Here is a 16,486-nt window from a genome sequence, read left to right as displayed (position 1 = left end):
TCGGTCTCCTCGTCAAATCGGATACAGCGGCGCTTCGCCCTTGATCGTCAGCCACTGCCACTGCGTGAATTCTTCCCAGTTTGCCGCACCGCCGATGCTCGTGCCATTGCCCGATGCGCCGACGCCGCCGAACGGGTTGATCACTTCGTCGTTGACCGTCTGGTCGTTGATGTGCAGCAGCCCCGTGTTCAAGCGCTCGCCGATCCGCAGCGCGCGGCCGACGTCGGCGGACAGGATCGCCATCGACAGCCCGTATTCGGTCTGGTTCGCGAGCGCGATCGCGTCCTCGTCGGTATCGAACGGCACGACGATCGCGACCGGCCCGAAGATTTCCTCGTCGAATGCCGGATTGCCCGGCGCGACGCCGCTCAGCACGGTCGGCTCGAAGAACAGGCCGCGATGGCCGCCGCCCGTCTCGACGCGTGCGCCCGCGCGGCGGGCCGCGTCGACCAGGTTCGCCGCATGGTCGCGTTGCGCGGCGTTGATCAGCGGGCCGAGGCCAACGTCGCCGGCGGCCGGGTCGCCGACGCGCAGGCTTTGCGCCTTCTCGACGAGCTTCGCGACGAAGCGGTCGTGAATCGCGCGCTGCACGAGCACGCGGCCGGTCGCCATGCAGATCTGGCCTTGATGCAGATACGCGCCCCATGCGGTGTTGGCGACCGCGCGGTCGAGGTCGGCATCGTCGAGCACGATCAGCGAATTCTTGCCGCCGAGTTCGAGCGATACCTTCTTCAGGTGGCGGCCCGCCGCTTCGCCGACCTTGCGCCCGGCCGTGGTGGAGCCGGTGAACTGGATCATCGCGACGTGCGGATCGGCGACCAGCGCCGCGCCGGCTGCGCCGTCGCCGGGCAGCACGTGCAGCACGCCTTCGGGCAAGCCGGCGAGTTCGAACACGCGCGCGATCGCGACGCCGCCGCACACGGCGGTGCGCGGATCGGGCTTCAGCACGACCGCGTTGCCGAGCGCGAGTGCGGGCGCGACCGCGCGTATCGCGAGGTACAGCGGGAAATTGAACGGCGAGATCACGCCGACCACGCCGCGCGGGCGGCGGCGCGCGAGCGACAGCCGGCCGGCTGCGGACGGCAGCACTTCGCCGGCTGCGCGTGATGGCAGGCTGGCTGCTTCGTGCAGTGCCTTGATCGTGACGGAGGTTTCGAACGACGCCTTCGCGCGGGTTGAGCCGCTTTCGCGGATGAGCCAGTCGACGATCGCGTCGAAGTGTGTTTCGGCGATGGTTGCGGCGCGGCGTAGCACCGCTGCGCGGTCGTCGTAGGGGAGGGCGAACCATGTGGGCTGCGCGCGATGGGCGACGGCCGAGGCTTCGGCGATGGCTGCGCTGTCGGCAAGACCGATGCGGCCTAGCGTGTTTCCGGTCGCCGGTTCGATTACGTCGGCCGTGTGCGGGCTTGCGTGCCAGCGTCCGGTGAAGATCTTGCTGCGCCAGACGTCGGTGTCGAACAGTGCGGGGTTGGTGCTATCCATATGCGCTCCTGGGAAATTCGGATCGGCCGGATCGTTGCTTGGGCGTCGACCGGCATGCGCGCGAGGGTAGGCGAGGTTGGTGAAACGGGGGTATCCGGGTTTTTTCCCATCCGTAGCGCCCGCATGGATTGGCGGGTGGATGCGATTCGGTGTGCGGAAACTGAACAGTTGCAGTGTGGACTTTTGCCGCACGCCGTGCGATGACGCGGCAGATATTGTCGGTGCGGCATCGGCCGTTCACCGTCCCGGTCCGGGGCTGCCGAGTCCAAACTGCCGGCAACAAGCTTATCGCGAACGGTCAGGTACGCCAGAATTTACCGGATGAGTGGTTCGAGTCTGATGGAGCTGACAGAACTCGGAAGTGAAGAAGCGTCAGTTGCATCGAGCACGGGATGCCTTCAGATCGCGGGGCGCAGGCATACCGAACTTGTTGAATAGCCTTGCCAGGTAGGACGGCGATTCGATCCCTACGCTCAGGGCTGCCGACAGCACGGTCGTGCCGGGAACATTCAAGAGCGAACGCGCGCGCATGACACGTTGCCGGAGCTGATAATCGGTGAGGCTTTCACCGGTCTCCTCGCGGAAGATCCGGGTGAGATGACGTCGCGATATCGCGAATTCCGAAGCGATTGTCTCGATATCGATCCGCTCCGCCAGCATGACGTCAAGATACGCCTTGATTTCACTGACCAGTTGCTCGCGCGAGACCTTCGGATTGGCACCGCTCGGTGCGGCGCTCAGCACCGCCGCCACGCACGCTGACGCAATCAGCCGATCGACCAGATCGTTTTGATACCGCGACATATCGTGTGCTTCCTCCGTTTCGTCGCCCGCGTCGAACTGTGTTTGCAAACGCAGTGCCCCAAGCAGAGCAGGCGGCGGCACGCAGTAGCGCGGTGCATCGCCCCCGGCGATCCGGACATTGGATTTGCGCGAACAAAACGAAACGAAGTCGCGCTCCGCATAGACCGCCGTATGGCAGTGCTCTCCGGGATTGCTCGCCGTGTCGTGAAAAATCCCGGCAGGAACCATCGCAAGCACGCCGGCGCTGATGCGTTGCGAATGCTTTGAACACTCCGAAGTCAGCGTCAGCGTGCCTTGACTCGGCAGCAGGAACATGAACTCTTCGTGCTCGTGCCACGACGTCACGTAATCGGCCATCGTAATGCGACGGGTCGCAGCCACGCGGTCGGCGGGAATGTGCGATTTAGACGTCTGATAAAACATGGCGAGAACCTGCGACTTGGGACTTTATAGGGGATGGACAACGCGCTGACGCAAACCACCATGGCCCGATAGTGAGCATGTTCTGGCCCAAATGGAAGCGAATAAAAAACGCAGACCGTGCATGCTGCGAGGGACGACGGACTGGCCTTCCCGCCAGCCTCACAAAAGGCGGCACACCGATAGGCAGAGTTAATTAGGGAGCAAGCGCATGAGCATCGTACAACGTGTGCGGCTTGTACGGGTATTTTTCACCACCGACCAAGGCGGCAATCCGGCCCCGGTCGTGCTCGACGCGAACGGCTGGTCCGACGCGCAGATGAAAGAGGTGGCCCGCGCGTATGGTCTGGAAAGCGGGTTTGTGATGCGCGCCGTCGACCCGCACCATGATTTCCGTTTCCGCTTTTTTGTGCCCAACCACGAGATGGAGATGTGCGGACACGCGGCGCTGGGCGCATTGTGGCTGCTGCGTCACACAGGCGCATGGCGCACGAACACGGCGCTGATTGAAACGCTGAGCGGCAGCGTCGAAGCGCGGTACGACGCGTCCGACGCGCGGATCGAAGTCAGCCAGCCTGCGGGACGCGTCGAGCCGGTTATCGACGCGGCGCTCATTGCCAGAACACTCGATGTGTTGAACCTTGATGCCGGCGAGCTGCTGTCTCTTGGCATCGTCAACGCAACGACGAGCCGCACCAAAACGCTGGTGCCGGTCCGCACGACCTCACGGCTGAATGCGATCACGCCGAAACTCGACCAAATCCAGGCCTTATGCGACGCGCTGTCGTCGACCGGTCTGTATCCGTTTTCGCTAGATGCCAATGCACCGCACGTGTTCGACGCACGGCAATTCCCGCGCGCGTCCGGCTATCCGGAAGACGCGGCGACCGGCATCGCAGCGGCAGCGCTCCTGTACGGCGCGCATCGCTATGGGCTCGTCACCGGAGCGGGACGCGGCATCGTCGTGCGTCAGGGTGTGGCGATGGGACGTCCGTCCGCGATCACGGTGAACTTTCGCGATCCGGCCGATGAAAGCAGCGGTTGCTGGCTCAGTGGCCCGGTTTGTCTAATGGACGAGGCCTGAGTCATGTTGCTAGGCACACTCGAAGTCGATTTGTCGACGCGCTCATTACGACGTGATGGGAAGGCTATCCATGTCGGTTCGCGTGCATTTGACGTGCTCGCGGTACTTTTGTCAGCGGCGGGACGTCTCGTAACGAAAGACGAGTTGATGGCCACGGTCTGGCCCGGAACAGTAGTTGAAGAGAACAATCTGCAGGTGCACATTTCCGCGTTGCGAAAATTGCTCGGACCGCAACGCGACCTGATTGTGACCGTACCTGGTCGCGGTTACCAACTGACGCAGAGGTCAGCCCCGACCGCGAATTTGACGAGGGCTACACCGCTCAGGCAGGGCGACAGCGATATTCCGCGACGGCACGGGGCGCTCACGGGACGCGACAGCCTGGTCTCCAATATTGCGGCAATACTGGACACGACGCATATATTGACACTGGTGGGCGCCGGGGGAGTCGGGAAAACGAGCGCGGCAATTGAAGTTGCTCATGCGGCAGTAAGCGGCCGTTTTGATATCACGCGTTTCGTCGCGCTTTCCGATGCTGCCTCTCCAGAAGCGGTTTTGCAAAAAATCGCGACGGCATTCGGCCTGTCGATACGGGACGACAGGTCGGCGGTCGACGCGCTAGTCGCAGCTTTGCCGCGAGACCGCACGCTGCTGGTGCTGGACAACGCCGAGCACGTCATCGATGCAGTCGCTCGACTGGTCGATTCAGTTTGCATGCGGCTTGGCAACTTGCGGGTACTCGTCACGAGCCGTGAGCCGTTGAGGGTATCAGGTGAGACTGTCTTCCACGTGCGCCCGCTCCAAGTGCCACGTCCGGAGTCATCCATCGTAGAGCTGCTGGATTGTGAGGCAGTGCAAATGTTCTTGCAGCGCGCGCGACAGTCGGGTTGCGACCTTGATACTTTAAGAAAAAGCGCTCGTCTCGTTGGCGATATCTGCCGTCGGCTCGACGGTAATCCACTGGCGATCGAAATGGCAGTTGGGCGTATCGGTGCATTGGGCGTTCGAGGTGTTCACGGATTTCTCGACGATCGCTTCAAGTTGCTGACGCGGGGATACAGAACGGCGCTTGCGCACCACCAGACGTTACAGGCCAGCTTCGATTGGAGCTTTGCGTCGCTGAGCCCGTCGAGTCAGAAACTATTGGGTCACGTCGCGGCATTCCAGAGTGCTTTTACTTTCGAGGCATTGCGCGCGCTGGTATGTGATGCGAGGTATACGCTGTCTGACGTTGCCAGCGACATTGCTGAACTGACCGAGAAGTCGCTGGTGAGCGTTGAGCCGGGTAACGGCGAACATCGATTCTTTCTTTCCGAATCCGCTCGAGCATACGCGTTGCAAAAGCGTCGCATCGGAGGGAAGGACATTCGAGTGTTCGCGCACTATGCCGGGTACCACTTCAGTGCTTGTGAGGAAGCGCCGACCATTGGAACGGATTCGTTCAACGAGAAAGTGGAAGAGCGGGAGCTTGCCTACGCCATCTGAGCATGTAAGGAAATGGTAGGCCTGGACCCGCTAACGCGGCCTGAACGAATTGCAGCGAGCGGTCGGTTCCGCCCCAAAGCCAATCGATCGAAACGCGTCGGGTAGCTTCGAAACACTCCCTCCCGCCGCGACCATTTTTCTCCTCAGGCGTGTGCATGCCAACCGCACCGCCGTCGCTTTATGCCTGCGAGGAATGACTGTTATCGACGGCGCGTGCCTTCTTCGAGCGGGCGCCGACCTTCATCATTTGCTCACCGCCAACCAACAGGAGCAAAACGGTGAGCCACTTCCCGACCTACACGATCGATAACGCGCCGGCCGCGTCGAAGGCCAGCCTCGAAGACACGAAGCGCGCCTTCGGCTTCGTCCCCAACCTTCAGGCGCATATGGCGGAATCGCCCGCGCTGCTGGCCGGATACTCGGCGCTGTGGGATCTGTTCTCGACAAGCACGCTGACGCCGCACGAGCAGCAGGTCGTCTACCTGACCTCGAACTTCGAGAACGACTGCCACTACTGCATGGCCGGTCACAGCACGCTGGCAAAGATGATCAAGATGGACGCCGGCGTGATCGCCGCGCTGCGCGCGGGCACGCCGTTGCCCGATGCAAAGCTCGAAGCGCTGCATCGCTTCACGACGCTCGTGGTGCGTGAGCGTGGCTTCGTCCCGGACGCCGATGTCGACGCGTTCCTCGCCGCGGGCTACACCCGTCAGAACGTCCTTGAAGTGATTCTGGGCGTGGCAACCAAGGTGATGAGCAACTACACGAACCACATCGTCCACACCGAACTCGACGGCTTCATGGCCGGTAACGAGTGGACCAAACCGGTCGCCGTCACTGCTTGAACCGCGCCTGCGTCACGTGATCGACGAGGTATCGCTGCGGCCGAAGCGGCACGCATTGCATCAGCGCAAAACGCAGCCTGAACCCACTGATTCGTTCGTTCCTCATTCCTCTATTCCTCTCGACGGAGAATACGCATGTCACTGCAAGACAAACTCGACGCATTCCGGGCCGACTTCAAGGCAGGCAAGCCGCCGTTCAACGCACCGCCGGAGATTCATCCAGTGATGGAACGCGCCACGGCAGAACTGATTGCGAGCGGGCAGGCGGGTCGCGCGATCAAGGCCGGCGACCGCGCGCCGCATTTCAAACTGAAAGATCAGGACGGCAACGACGTGTCTTCCGCTGCGTTGCTGGTGAAGGGGCCGCTGGTGGTGACGTTCTATCGCGGCGTCTGGTGTCCATACTGCAATATCGAATTGCAGGCGATCAACGACGTGCTGCCGGAGATCCGGGCCTATGGTGCGAACGTCGTGGCGATCTCGCCGCAGACGCCGGTCAATAGCCGCAAGTCCGTGCGTACCAACGAACTGGGTTTTCCGGTGCTGAGCGACGTGAACGGTCAGACGGGTGCCGACTTCGGACTGCGTTTCGCGTTGCCCGACTATCTGGTCGAACTGTACAAAAACCTGAAAAACGATCTGCCGGCGTTCAATAACGACCCGAGCTGGACGTTGCCGATGCCTGCTCGCTATGTGATCGGTCAGGATGGCATCGTGCTTTATTCGGAGGTCAACCCCGATTACACGCGCCGTCCGGACCCGTCGGACATGTTCCCGGTTCTGGAAAAAGCGACGGCCAACGCCTGAGCGTTGCCGTTCGACGCTCACGGATCGCCACGCCGCACCGGGGAACCGGTCGCGGCATTTCCATTCCTTCCGGTTTCGTAAAGGACATTCGATGACACATCGTACATTTCTCGTCACTGGCGCGACCAAGGGCATTGGTCTCGCGTTGACGGAACGGCTGATTGCCGACGGTCACCATGTGGTGGGTCTCGCGCGCGACGCGAGCGATTTTCCCGGCGAACTGGTCCGCGTCGATCTGGCCGACCGTGCCGCGACGGGCGCAGTGCTCGATGATCTCGTGCGCCGTCATACGTTCGACGGCGTCGTGAACAATGTCGCGCTGGTCAGGCCGCAGCGTCTGGGTGAGGTCGCGCTGAACGATCTCGACGACGTTCTCGCGCTGAATCTTCATCCTGCCGTGCAGACGGTGCAGGCGCTGCTTCCCGGCATGCGGGCCCGCGGCTGGGGGCGCGTCGTGAACATATCGAGCCTGACGATTCTCGGGATGACGCAGCGCACCGCGTATGCAGCGGCCAAGGCAGCGCTGGTGAGTTTTGCGCGTTCGTGGGCGCTGGAACTGGCCGGCACCGGCATCACGGTGAATGCCGTCGCGCCGGGGCCCACCGAGACCGCGCTGTTTCGCGCGAACAATCCGCCGGGCAGCGAGGGCGAGAAGCGCTATCTCGCCGCCGTGCCCATGGGCCGTTTCGGCCAGCCTCATGAAATCGCCGCGACGATCGCGTTTCTGCTGTCCGATGCGGCGGCTTTCATGACCGGTCAGACGCTTTACGTCGACGGCGGAGCATCAATCGGCAAGCTTGCTTTCTGAGGACGGGCCGGCGCGACTGCTGCCGGCGGCACCGAGCACTTCTTCGACGAAGGCGATGAACGCTCTCGCCTTCGCGCTGACCAGGCGTCCGGCCGGAAAGACCGCCCACAGGTCGATCGGGGGCAGTTCCCAGTCGGTCAGTACCGCCTGAACCGTGCCGTCGGCGAGTTCCGGCGAGAACATCCATTCCGACGCGATCGCAAGGCCCAGTCCGCCGAGCACCGTCGTACGCATGCCTTCGGCGGCGCTGACGCTGACACGTCCGGATACGACCACCGCCACTTCCTTGCCGTGCTGGCTGAACGACCAGGACTCGCCGCCGCCTCGCAACGAATACACGATCACCTGATGCTGACTGAGGTCCGCCGGCATTGTCGGCACGCCCGCCTCGGCGAGGTAGGCAGGCGTGCCGACAACCAGCCGGCGGCTTTGCGCGATGCGGCGCGCGGTCATCGTCGAATCGTCGAGCGATCCCATGCGCAGGGCAACGTCCACCCCTTTTTCGAGCAGATCGATACTGCGGTCGTCCAGCACGATATCGATCTGCAAATCAGGGTGCCGATCGAGAAACGTCTTGAGCGAAGGGAGGATATGCAGCCGCGCGAACGTCACGGCGGCGCTGATGCGCAGCACGCCGGCCAATCCGGTAGACGCGTCGCGCGCGACATGCTCGGCAAGATCGACTTCTTCGATGGCGCGCCGCGCGTGCTCGTAGAAGCGCTGACCGGCATCGGTGGGCGTCAGTCCGCGAGTCGAGCGCAACAGGAGTCGCACGCCGAGTCGCGCTTCGAGTTGCGCGATCGACTTCGAGACGGCCGGCTGCCCGAGTTTGAGTCGCTTGGCGGCGGCCGAGAACGAGCCCGCCTCCACGACGCTGACGTACGTTTCCATTGCTGCCATCCGGTCCATGCCGCTGCTTCTCCTTGAAGGACCGTGAAGTCCGTGTCGTGGCCGAGATGTGCCAAGGGGCCAAGGCAGAAGTCTAGCGCGTCGGAACATGTGGCGGACGAAACTGCGGGCGATCGGTCTTTGCCGGCTGAAACCGTACGCACGATCACGGAAACGATTCGTAAAAGCAAACCGGGCTCGCGTGCAGGCTGGTTCAGATGACCGGCGCCGCGCCATGGAAGGAATAATCGGTGTAGCCGCGTGCATCGCCGCCATAGAACGTCGAGCGGTCGTAGCGGTTGAGCGGTGCCCCGACGCGCAGTCGCTCGGGCAGATCCGGATTGGAGATGAACAGGCGCCCGAATGCGACGAGATCGGCGTCGCCTGCTTCGATCATGCGATGCGCGCTATCCGCGGTGAAGCCGCCCGCCGCGATGAGCGTGCCTTTGAACACGCGCCGCAAGTCTTTCGCCGAGACCGCCGACGCTGCGGCGGCGACGTCATCGTTACCGCGCACACGCGGCTCGACCACATGCAGATACGCGAGCCCATAGCCATCCAGACGACGCGCGACATAGCCGAACGTGGCATGCGGATCGCTGTCGCACATCGTGCCGTACGAGCTTCCGGGCGAAAGACGGACCGCGATGCGGCCGGCCTCCCACACCGAACCGATTGCATCGAGCACCTCGAACAGAAAGCGTGCGCGGTTCTCGAGCGAGCCGCCGTATGCGTCCGTACGGTGATTCGAGCCGTCCCGCAGAAACTGGTCGGGCAGATAACCATTGGCGGCATGCAGTTCGACACCATCGAAGCCCGCCTGTTTCGCCAGCGCCGCCGCGTGACGGAATTCTTCGATCACGCCGGGAATCTCGTCGAGTGCGAGTGCTCGCGGGAGCACCTGTTCGACTTCGATAACCTGGCCATTTTCGTCGTGGATTGCCGAGTGTTCACGGGCGCGCACGGCAGAAGGGGCGACCGGCAATGCTGCGCCGATGTTGGCGGGATGCGCCTGTCGTCCCGCATGCCAGAGCTGCACGAAGATGCGTCCCCCTTTCGCGTGGACAGCGTCGACAACACGTCGCCACCCGTGTGCATGTGCTTTGGTGTAGATCCCCGGCGCACCCACATAAGCGAAGCCGAGCGGAGACACGGAGGTCGCGTCGGAAATCAGCAAACCACCCGACGAGGCGCGCTGCGCGTAGTAATCGACCATCAGATCGCCGGGAACGTTGTGCGCGTCGGTGCGCATCCGTGTGAGCGGCGCCATGACGACGCGGTGGGCGAGCGGATAGGGGCCGACCTGAGTCGGGGTGAAGAGCGTGTTCATTGCGCGTTACCTGAAAAGTAAAGGAGGGAGAGGGCCTCTGGATCTTCAGGGCAAGCGCGAATCTGCAGAAGACAGCACCGGGTGATAGCTGTCATTCCTGCTCGGAATAGCTTGAAGCGCGACGCGTCGAGCGTCATGGGGCATCGTCGGTTTCCGGCCGATAGTAGCCGCCAGCTTCTGATGGACGACGAATATCGGCGACGAACGTCGATATCCGCCTATCCAATTCCTTGCGGTCGTTCGTAGAAACCGACGCCGAAGCCGAAGGCCGGACGGCCAGCCCGCCGTTTTTCCCCTCAGGAAAACCCTGATCGACTCGGCACGCCGCCGGTCTCAGCCGGTTTTCTCCCTGCTGAAACCCGCCGCGCCGCGCCGCCGCCCAACCGATATGCCGAACCCGCGCGACCGCGCTCCAGCAAGCCTTTCGGCCCGCATATCTAGCCAAAACAGGTATGGTGCGACGCAATATTTTGCGTTTTAAGCTGAATTTCCATACCTGTCGGGTATCAAAAATCCCGCCCAAAAGTATTGGACGCCCCATTTCCCCGCCGCGTATAAATCCGTCCCATGAACTCCCCCCACGCAGCGCGCCCCATGTCCTCCGCCACCATCGAACGCATCGAAACCCGCCTCGTCGACTTGCCGACGATCCGCCCGCACAAGCTGTCGGTGGCCACGATGCACGGCCAGACGCTGATGCTCGTGAAGGTGTTCTGCAGCGACGGCGTGACGGGTATCGGCGAAGGCACGACGATCGCCGGGATGGCCTACGGCCCGGAAAGCCCGGAAGCGATGAAGCTCGCGATCGACGCGTACCTCGCACCGGCGATCGTCGGCAAGGATGCGACGCGCGTCCAGACGCTGATGGCGTTCGTCGGCAAGCTCGCGAAGGTCAACCACTTCGCGAAGAGCGCGCTCGAAACCGCGTTGCTCGACGCGCACGGCAAGCGGCTCGGCGTGCCGGTCAGCGAACTGCTCGGCGGCCGCCGCCGCGATCGCCTGCCGGTCGCGTGGACGCTCGCGTCGGGCGACACGGCCACCGATATCGCCGAAGCCGAACGCATGCTCGACCTGCGCCGCCACAACGTATTCAAGCTGAAGATCGGCGCGAAAGCGCCGGAAACGGATATCCGCCACGTGGCCGCGATCAAGAAGGCGCTCGGCGAGCGCGCATCGGTGCGCGTCGACGTGAACATGGCGTGGAGCGAAACCCAGGCCGCGCGTGCGATTCCGGCGCTGGCCGATGCCGGCTGCGAACTGGTCGAGCAGCCGGTGGCTTCCGCCGCGGCGCTGGCACGCCTGATGCGCCGCTTCCCGGTCGCGCTGATGGCCGATGAAATCCTGCAGGGCCCCGACAGCGCATTCGAGATCGCGAAGCAGCACGGCGCGGACGTGTTCGCGATCAAGATCGAACAGAGCGGCGGCCTCTTCGCCGCGCAGCGCGTGGCCGCGATCGCGGATGCGGCCGGCATCGAGCTGTACGGCGGCACGATGCTCGAAGGCGCGTTCAGCACGGTGGCGTCCGCGCACCTGTTCGCGAGTGTCGCGAACCTGCAGTGGGGCACCGAACTGTTCGGACCGCTACTGATCACCGAAGAAATCCTGACGCAGCCGCTGGATTACAGCGACTTCGAACTGACCGTGCCGGACGGCCCCGGTCTCGGCATCGCGCTCGACGAGGACAAGGTCAGGCGCTTCACCCGCGACGGGCAGACGAAAGTCGTGCGGTAATCGGGTCAGGCAAAGACCGTCATCCCCCAAATACATATGGAGACACCATCATGAGCGTCAAAGTTTTCGATACCCGGGAAGTGCAGGACCTGCTGAAGGCCGCATCGAACGCAGGTGCGAACGGCACGAATGGCACGAAGGGCGACGTACGTACGCAGCAGATCGTGCTGCGCCTGCTCGGCGACCTGTTCAAGGCGATCGACGATCTCGACATCACGCCCGACGAAGTGTGGGCCGGCGTGAACTACCTGAACAAGCTTGGTCAGGATGGCGAAGCGGCGCTGCTCGCGGCCGGCCTCGGTCTCGAGAAGTATCTCGACATCCGGATGGACGCCGAGGATGAAGCGATCGGCCTGAATGGCGGCACGCCGCGCACGATCGAAGGGCCGCTGTACGTGGCCGGCGCACCGGTGCGCGACGGCGTCGCGAAGATCGACCTCGACGCGGACGAAGGCGCGGGCCCGCTCGTGATCCACGGCACGGTCACGGGGCTCGACGGCAAGCCGGTGGCCGGCGCGCTGGTCGAGTGCTGGCACGCGAACTCGCACGGCTTCTACTCGCACTTCGACCCGACCGGCAAGCAGAGTGATTTCAACCTGCGCGGCGCGGTGAAGACGGGCGCCGACGGCAAATACGAATTCCACACGCTGATGCCGGTCGGCTACGGCTGCCCGCCGCAGGGCGCGACGCAGCAGTTGTTGAACCGCCTCGGCCGCCACGGCAATCGCCCCGCGCACGTGCACTTCTTCGTGACGAGCGGCGGCCACCGCAAGCTGACGACGCAATTCAACATCGACGGCGATCCGCTGATCTGGGATGACTTCGCGTATGCGACGCGCGAGGAACTGATTCCGCCCGTGGTCGCCAAGACCGGCGGTCTCGCGCTCGGCATGAAGGCCGACGCGTACCAGGACATCGAGTTCAACTTCGTGCTGACGCCGCTGGTGCAAGGCCAGGACAACCAGATCGTCGAACGCCCGCGCGCTTCGGCCACGGCATAACCCGGCCGGCGGCACGGCGGCCGCGCACGTGCGCCGCCGCTGTCGACCGGTCCCCCGAGATTCAACCGATACCGATGCGAGCGTGCTTGCAGGACGCGGCACGCGCATCGGAGGAGCCATCATGTCCGCCACGATCGACCCCACCAACACACTGGATCATCTGCTCGAAACCGCTGTGCAGGATGACAAGGAGGCCGGCATCTTCCGCTGCCGCCGCGACATCTTCACGAACGCGGAGCTGTACGAGCTCGAGATGAAGCACATCTTCGAGGGCAACTGGGTGTACCTGGCGCACGAAAGCCAGATTCCCGACAACAACGATTACTACACGACGTGGATCGGCCGTCAGCCGGTCGTCATCACGCGCGACAAGACCGGCGAGCTGCATGCGGTCATCAATGCCTGTGCGCACAAGGGCGCGATGCTGTGCCGCCGCAAGCACGGCAACAAGGGCAGCTTCACGTGCCCGTTCCACGGCTGGACCTTCTCGAACACCGGCAAGCTGCTGAAGGTGAAGGACGAGAAGACGACCGAGTACCCGGTGCAGTTCAACACGCACGGCTCGCACGACCTGAAAAAGGTCGCGCGCTTCGCGAACTATCGCGGCTTCCTGTTCGGCAGCCTCAACGCCGACGTGCTGCCGCTCGAGGACTACCTCGGCGAAGCGCGCGTGATCATCGACCAGATCGTCGACCAGGCGCCGAACGGGCTCGAAGTGCTGCGCGGCAACTCGTCCTACATCTACGAAGGCAACTGGAAGATGCAGATGGAGAACGGCTGCGACGGCTATCACGTGAGCACCGTGCACTGGAACTATGCGGCGACGATGGGCCGCCGCAAGGAGGACGGCACCAAGGCGGTCGACGCGAACGGCTGGAGCAAGTCGGTCGCGGGCGTGTACGGGTTCGAACACGGTCACATCCTGCTGTGGACCAAGACGATGAACCCGGAAGTGCGGCCCGTGTACCAGCATCGTGACGAGATCAAGGCACGCGTGGGCGACGTGCAGGCCGATTTCATCGTGAACCAGACGCGCAACCTGTGCGTGTACCCGAACGTGTTCCTGATGGACCAGTTCAGCACGCAGATTCGCGTGGTGCGGCCGCTCGGCGTCGACAGGACCGAAGTCACGATCTTCTGCTTCGCGCCGAAGGGCGAGAGCGAAGCGGATCGCACGACGCGGATTCGCCAGTACGAGGATTTCTTCAACGTGACCGGCATGGGCACGGCCGACGATCTCGAGGAGTTCCGCGCGTGCCAGGCCGGCTATGCGGGCATCGCGGCGATGTGGAACGACCTGTCGCGCGGCGCGCCGCTGTGGGTCCAAGGGCCGGACGAAAACGCACGAAAGATGGGGCTGAACCCGCGCATTTCCGGCGAGCGCAGCGAGGACGAAGGGCTGTTCGTGTGTCAGCACGAACACTGGGTGAACGTGATGCGCGATGCACTGAAGAAGGAACGCGGGGAGGTGGCGGCATGAGCTTCGATTACCGGACGATTTGCGCGGCGCTGTATCGCGAAGCGCGCCTGCTCGACGATCGCGAGTGGGACGAGTGGCTGACCTGCTACACCGACGACGTCACGTACTGGATGCCCGCGTGGGACGACGATGACCATCCGACCGACGATCCGCAGAGCCAGATCTCGCTGATGTACTACGCGGATCGCGGCGGCCTCGAGGATCGCGTGTTCCGGATCAAGACCGAGCGCAGCGGCGCGTCGACGCCCGAGCCGCGCACCAGCCACAACGTGACGAACGTCGAGGTGCTGGCCGAACGCGATGGCGAGGTGGACGTGCGCTACAACTTCCACACGCTGAACCACCGCTACCGCGTGACCGATCACTTCTTCGGCACGATGTTCGTCACGTTGCGGCGCTCGGGCGACGCGCTGCTGATCTCGAACAAGAAGATCGTGCTGAAGAACGACTACATCCGGCAGGTGCTCGACGTGTACCACGTCTGACGCCGATTGTTTCGACAGGAAGGAAAGGGAGGCGACGTCATGTCCACCTACAAGATTGCACTGAACTTCGAGGACGGGGTCACCCGCTTCATCGACTGCAAGGCCGGCGAGAAGGTGCTCGACGCGGCCTTTCGCGCGAAGATCAACCTGCCGATGGATTGCTCCGACGGCGTGTGCGGCACCTGCAAGTGCCGCGCCGAAAGCGGCCGCTACGATCTCGGCGACGATTACACCGACGACGCGCTCACCGAGGACGAAAAGGACGGCGGCCTCGTGCTGACGTGCCAGATGGTGCCGCAAAGCGATTGCGTGATCGCGGTGCCGACGTCGTCGGTCGCCTGCAAGACCGGGCAGAGCAGCTTTGCCGCGACGGTCACGAAGGTCGAGCAGCACAACGATGCGGCCGTCGTGCTCGAACTCGACGTCGGCGCGAGTGCGCCGGTGTTCCTGCCGGGTCAGTACGTGAACATCGGCGTGCCGGGCAGCGGCCAGCACCGCTCGTATTCGTTCTCGTCGGCACCGGGCGACACGAAGGTCGGTTTCCTGATCAAGAAGATTCCCGGCGGTGTGATGAGCACGTGGCTCGCATCCGCGAAACCCGGCGACACGCTCGAACTGCACGGGCCGCTCGGCAGCTTCTACCTGCGCGACGTCGCGCGGCCGCTGCTGTTCCTCGCCGGCGGCACGGGCCTCGCGCCGTTCCTGTCGATGCTCGAGGTGCTCGCGCGCAGCGGGTCGCAGCAGAAGGTGCACCTGATCTACGGCGTCACGCGCGATCTCGATCTCGTGCTGGTCGACGCGATCGAAGCCTATGCGGCGAAATTGCCGAACTTCAGCTTCGCGACGGTCGTCGCCGATGCGGCATCGAGCCACGAACGCAGGGGCTGGGTCACGCAGCACATCCCGGCCGACGCGCTGAACGACGGTGACGTCGACGTCTATCTGTGCGGGCCGCCGCCGATGGTCGATGCAGTGCGCCAGTACTTCGACGACGCAGGCGTGAAGCCGCACAGCTTCCACTACGAGAAGTTCACCCCCAACGTCACGGCAAAGGCGGCATGACCATGCAACGATTCTCCGGCAAGGTCGTCGTCGTCACCGGCGCGGCGCAGGGCATCGGCCGCGGTGTCGCACTGCGCGCGGCGGCCGAGGGTGGCAAGGTGCTGTTCGTCGATCGCGCGGATTTCGTCGCCGACGTCGCGGCCGAAGCGCAGGGCGGCGGCACGGCCGGCTTCGTCGCCGATCTCGAAACATACGAAGGCGCGCATGCGGCGATTGCGCAAGCGGTGCAGACGTTCGGCGGCATCGACATCCTGATCAACGGCGTCGGCGGCGCGATTCGCATGCGACCGTTCGCGGCGTTCGAGCCGGCACAGATCGACGCGGAAATCCGCCGCTCGCTGATGCCGACGCTCTATGCGTGTCACGCCGTGCTGCCGCACCTGATCGCGCGCGGCGGCGGCACGATCGTCAACGTCTCCTCGAACGCAACGCGCGGCATTCGCCGCGTGCCGTATTCGGCGGCGAAGGGCGGTGTGAACGCGTTGACGTCGGCGCTCGCGATGGAATATGCGGAACACAACATCCGCGTCGTCGCGACCGCACCGGGCGGTACGAGCGCGCCGCCGCGCCGCGTGCCGCGCAATGCGGCCGGCGACACCGAGCAGGAACAGGCATGGATGGGCGAGGCCGTGCGGCAGGTGACCGAATCGACGTACTTCAAGCGCTACGGCAGCCTCGACGAGCAGATCGCGCCGATCCTGTTCCTCGCGTCGGACGAAGCGAGCTATATCACCGGTACGGTGCTGCCGGTCGCGGGCGGGGATACGGGTTGAG

16 protein-coding genes are annotated in these 16,486 nt (G+C 63.9%); 11 read left to right on the top strand and 5 right to left on the bottom strand.

Annotated elements, in window-relative coordinates; translation table 11 throughout:
* Positions 1 to 12: 12 nt before the first annotated feature.
* On the bottom strand, positions 13 to 1,482 hold the full coding sequence (locus tag HWW87_RS17570; RefSeq protein WP_175821350.1) for a benzaldehyde dehydrogenase: 1,470 nt from the start codon (positions 1,480 to 1,482) through the stop codon (positions 13 to 15).
* A 372-nt stretch (positions 1,483 to 1,854) separates the two neighbouring features.
* Positions 1,855 to 2,709 carry an AraC family transcriptional regulator gene (locus HWW87_RS17565; RefSeq protein ID WP_175821349.1) on the bottom strand — a complete coding sequence of 285 codons (855 nt, stop codon included), beginning with the start codon at positions 2,707 to 2,709 and terminating at the stop codon, positions 1,855 to 1,857.
* Between the two features lie 208 nt (positions 2,710 to 2,917).
* Here HWW87_RS17565 and HWW87_RS17560 point away from each other — a divergent pair, with 208 nt between their 5' ends.
* The 5 genes from HWW87_RS17560 to HWW87_RS17540 all read left to right on the top strand — a co-directional run bounded on the left by HWW87_RS17560 (position 2,918) and on the right by HWW87_RS17540 (position 7,735).
* Positions 2,918 to 3,790: a PhzF family phenazine biosynthesis isomerase gene (locus tag HWW87_RS17560; RefSeq protein WP_175821348.1), complete on the top strand. Its 873-nt coding sequence runs from the start codon at positions 2,918 to 2,920 to the stop codon at positions 3,788 to 3,790.
* Between the two features lie 3 nt (positions 3,791 to 3,793).
* Positions 3,794 to 5,275: a winged helix-turn-helix domain-containing protein gene (locus tag HWW87_RS17555; protein ID WP_175821347.1), complete on the top strand. Its 1,482-nt coding sequence runs from the start codon at positions 3,794 to 3,796 to the stop codon at positions 5,273 to 5,275.
* Between the two features lie 278 nt (positions 5,276 to 5,553).
* Entirely contained in the window at positions 5,554 to 6,120 is a 567-nt protein-coding gene (locus tag HWW87_RS17550) for a carboxymuconolactone decarboxylase family protein (RefSeq protein ID WP_175821346.1), read from the top strand.
* A gap of 135 nt (positions 6,121 to 6,255) precedes the next feature.
* On the top strand, positions 6,256 to 6,927 hold the full coding sequence (locus HWW87_RS17545; RefSeq protein WP_175821345.1) for a peroxiredoxin-like family protein: 672 nt from the start codon (positions 6,256 to 6,258) through the stop codon (positions 6,925 to 6,927).
* Between the two features lie 91 nt (positions 6,928 to 7,018).
* On the top strand, positions 7,019 to 7,735 hold the full coding sequence (locus tag HWW87_RS17540) for an SDR family oxidoreductase (RefSeq protein WP_027808575.1): 717 nt from the start codon (positions 7,019 to 7,021) through the stop codon (positions 7,733 to 7,735).
* Here the strand turns inward: HWW87_RS17540 and HWW87_RS17535 are convergent.
* From HWW87_RS17535 to HWW87_RS17525, 3 genes are all read right to left on the bottom strand, one after another.
* Complete coding sequence (locus HWW87_RS17535) at positions 7,712 to 8,644, bottom strand: LysR family transcriptional regulator (protein ID WP_175821344.1); 933 nt, start codon at positions 8,642 to 8,644, stop codon at positions 7,712 to 7,714. The genes HWW87_RS17540 and HWW87_RS17535 overlap by 24 nt on opposite strands.
* A gap of 193 nt (positions 8,645 to 8,837) precedes the next feature.
* A complete protein-coding gene (locus HWW87_RS17530) occupies positions 8,838 to 9,953 on the bottom strand; it encodes an alkene reductase (RefSeq protein ID WP_175821343.1) in 1,116 nt (371 codons plus the stop codon).
* A gap of 133 nt (positions 9,954 to 10,086) precedes the next feature.
* Positions 10,087 to 10,494 carry a hypothetical protein gene (locus HWW87_RS17525; RefSeq protein WP_175821342.1) on the bottom strand — a complete coding sequence of 136 codons (408 nt, stop codon included), beginning with the start codon at positions 10,492 to 10,494 and terminating at the stop codon, positions 10,087 to 10,089.
* Between the two features lie 53 nt (positions 10,495 to 10,547).
* On the opposite strand from HWW87_RS17525, the gene HWW87_RS17520 reads away from it, so the two are divergent.
* From HWW87_RS17520 to benD, 6 genes are all read left to right on the top strand, one after another.
* Entirely contained in the window at positions 10,548 to 11,684 is a 1,137-nt protein-coding gene (locus HWW87_RS17520; RefSeq protein ID WP_175821341.1) for a muconate/chloromuconate family cycloisomerase, read from the top strand.
* 50 nt (positions 11,685 to 11,734) lie between these two features.
* A complete protein-coding gene (catA, locus tag HWW87_RS17515; protein WP_175821340.1) occupies positions 11,735 to 12,685 on the top strand; it encodes a catechol 1,2-dioxygenase in 951 nt (316 codons plus the stop codon).
* A gap of 121 nt (positions 12,686 to 12,806) precedes the next feature.
* Positions 12,807 to 14,165, top strand: a complete 1,359-nt coding sequence (locus tag HWW87_RS17510) for a Rieske 2Fe-2S domain-containing protein (RefSeq protein ID WP_175821339.1) — start codon at positions 12,807 to 12,809, stop codon at positions 14,163 to 14,165.
* Positions 14,162 to 14,650 (top strand): benzoate 1,2-dioxygenase small subunit, encoded by a 489-nt coding sequence (gene benB / locus HWW87_RS17505; protein ID WP_175821338.1) that lies wholly within the window; start codon positions 14,162 to 14,164, stop codon positions 14,648 to 14,650. Before HWW87_RS17510 ends, benB begins: the two co-directional genes overlap by 4 nt.
* A gap of 39 nt (positions 14,651 to 14,689) precedes the next feature.
* A complete protein-coding gene (benC, locus tag HWW87_RS17500; RefSeq protein WP_175821337.1) occupies positions 14,690 to 15,712 on the top strand; it encodes a benzoate 1,2-dioxygenase electron transfer component BenC in 1,023 nt (340 codons plus the stop codon).
* Positions 15,709 to 16,485: a benzoate diol dehydrogenase BenD gene (gene benD, locus HWW87_RS17495; RefSeq protein ID WP_175821336.1), complete on the top strand. Its 777-nt coding sequence runs from the start codon at positions 15,709 to 15,711 to the stop codon at positions 16,483 to 16,485. Before benC ends, benD begins: the two co-directional genes overlap by 4 nt.
* Position 16,486: the final 1 nt, after the last annotated feature.

It is taken from the genome of Burkholderia sp. BCC0419, assembly GCF_902830285.1.
Taxonomy (GTDB): domain Bacteria; phylum Pseudomonadota; class Gammaproteobacteria; order Burkholderiales; family Burkholderiaceae; genus Burkholderia.
This window is presented reverse-complemented; position numbering and strand designations above follow the sequence as displayed.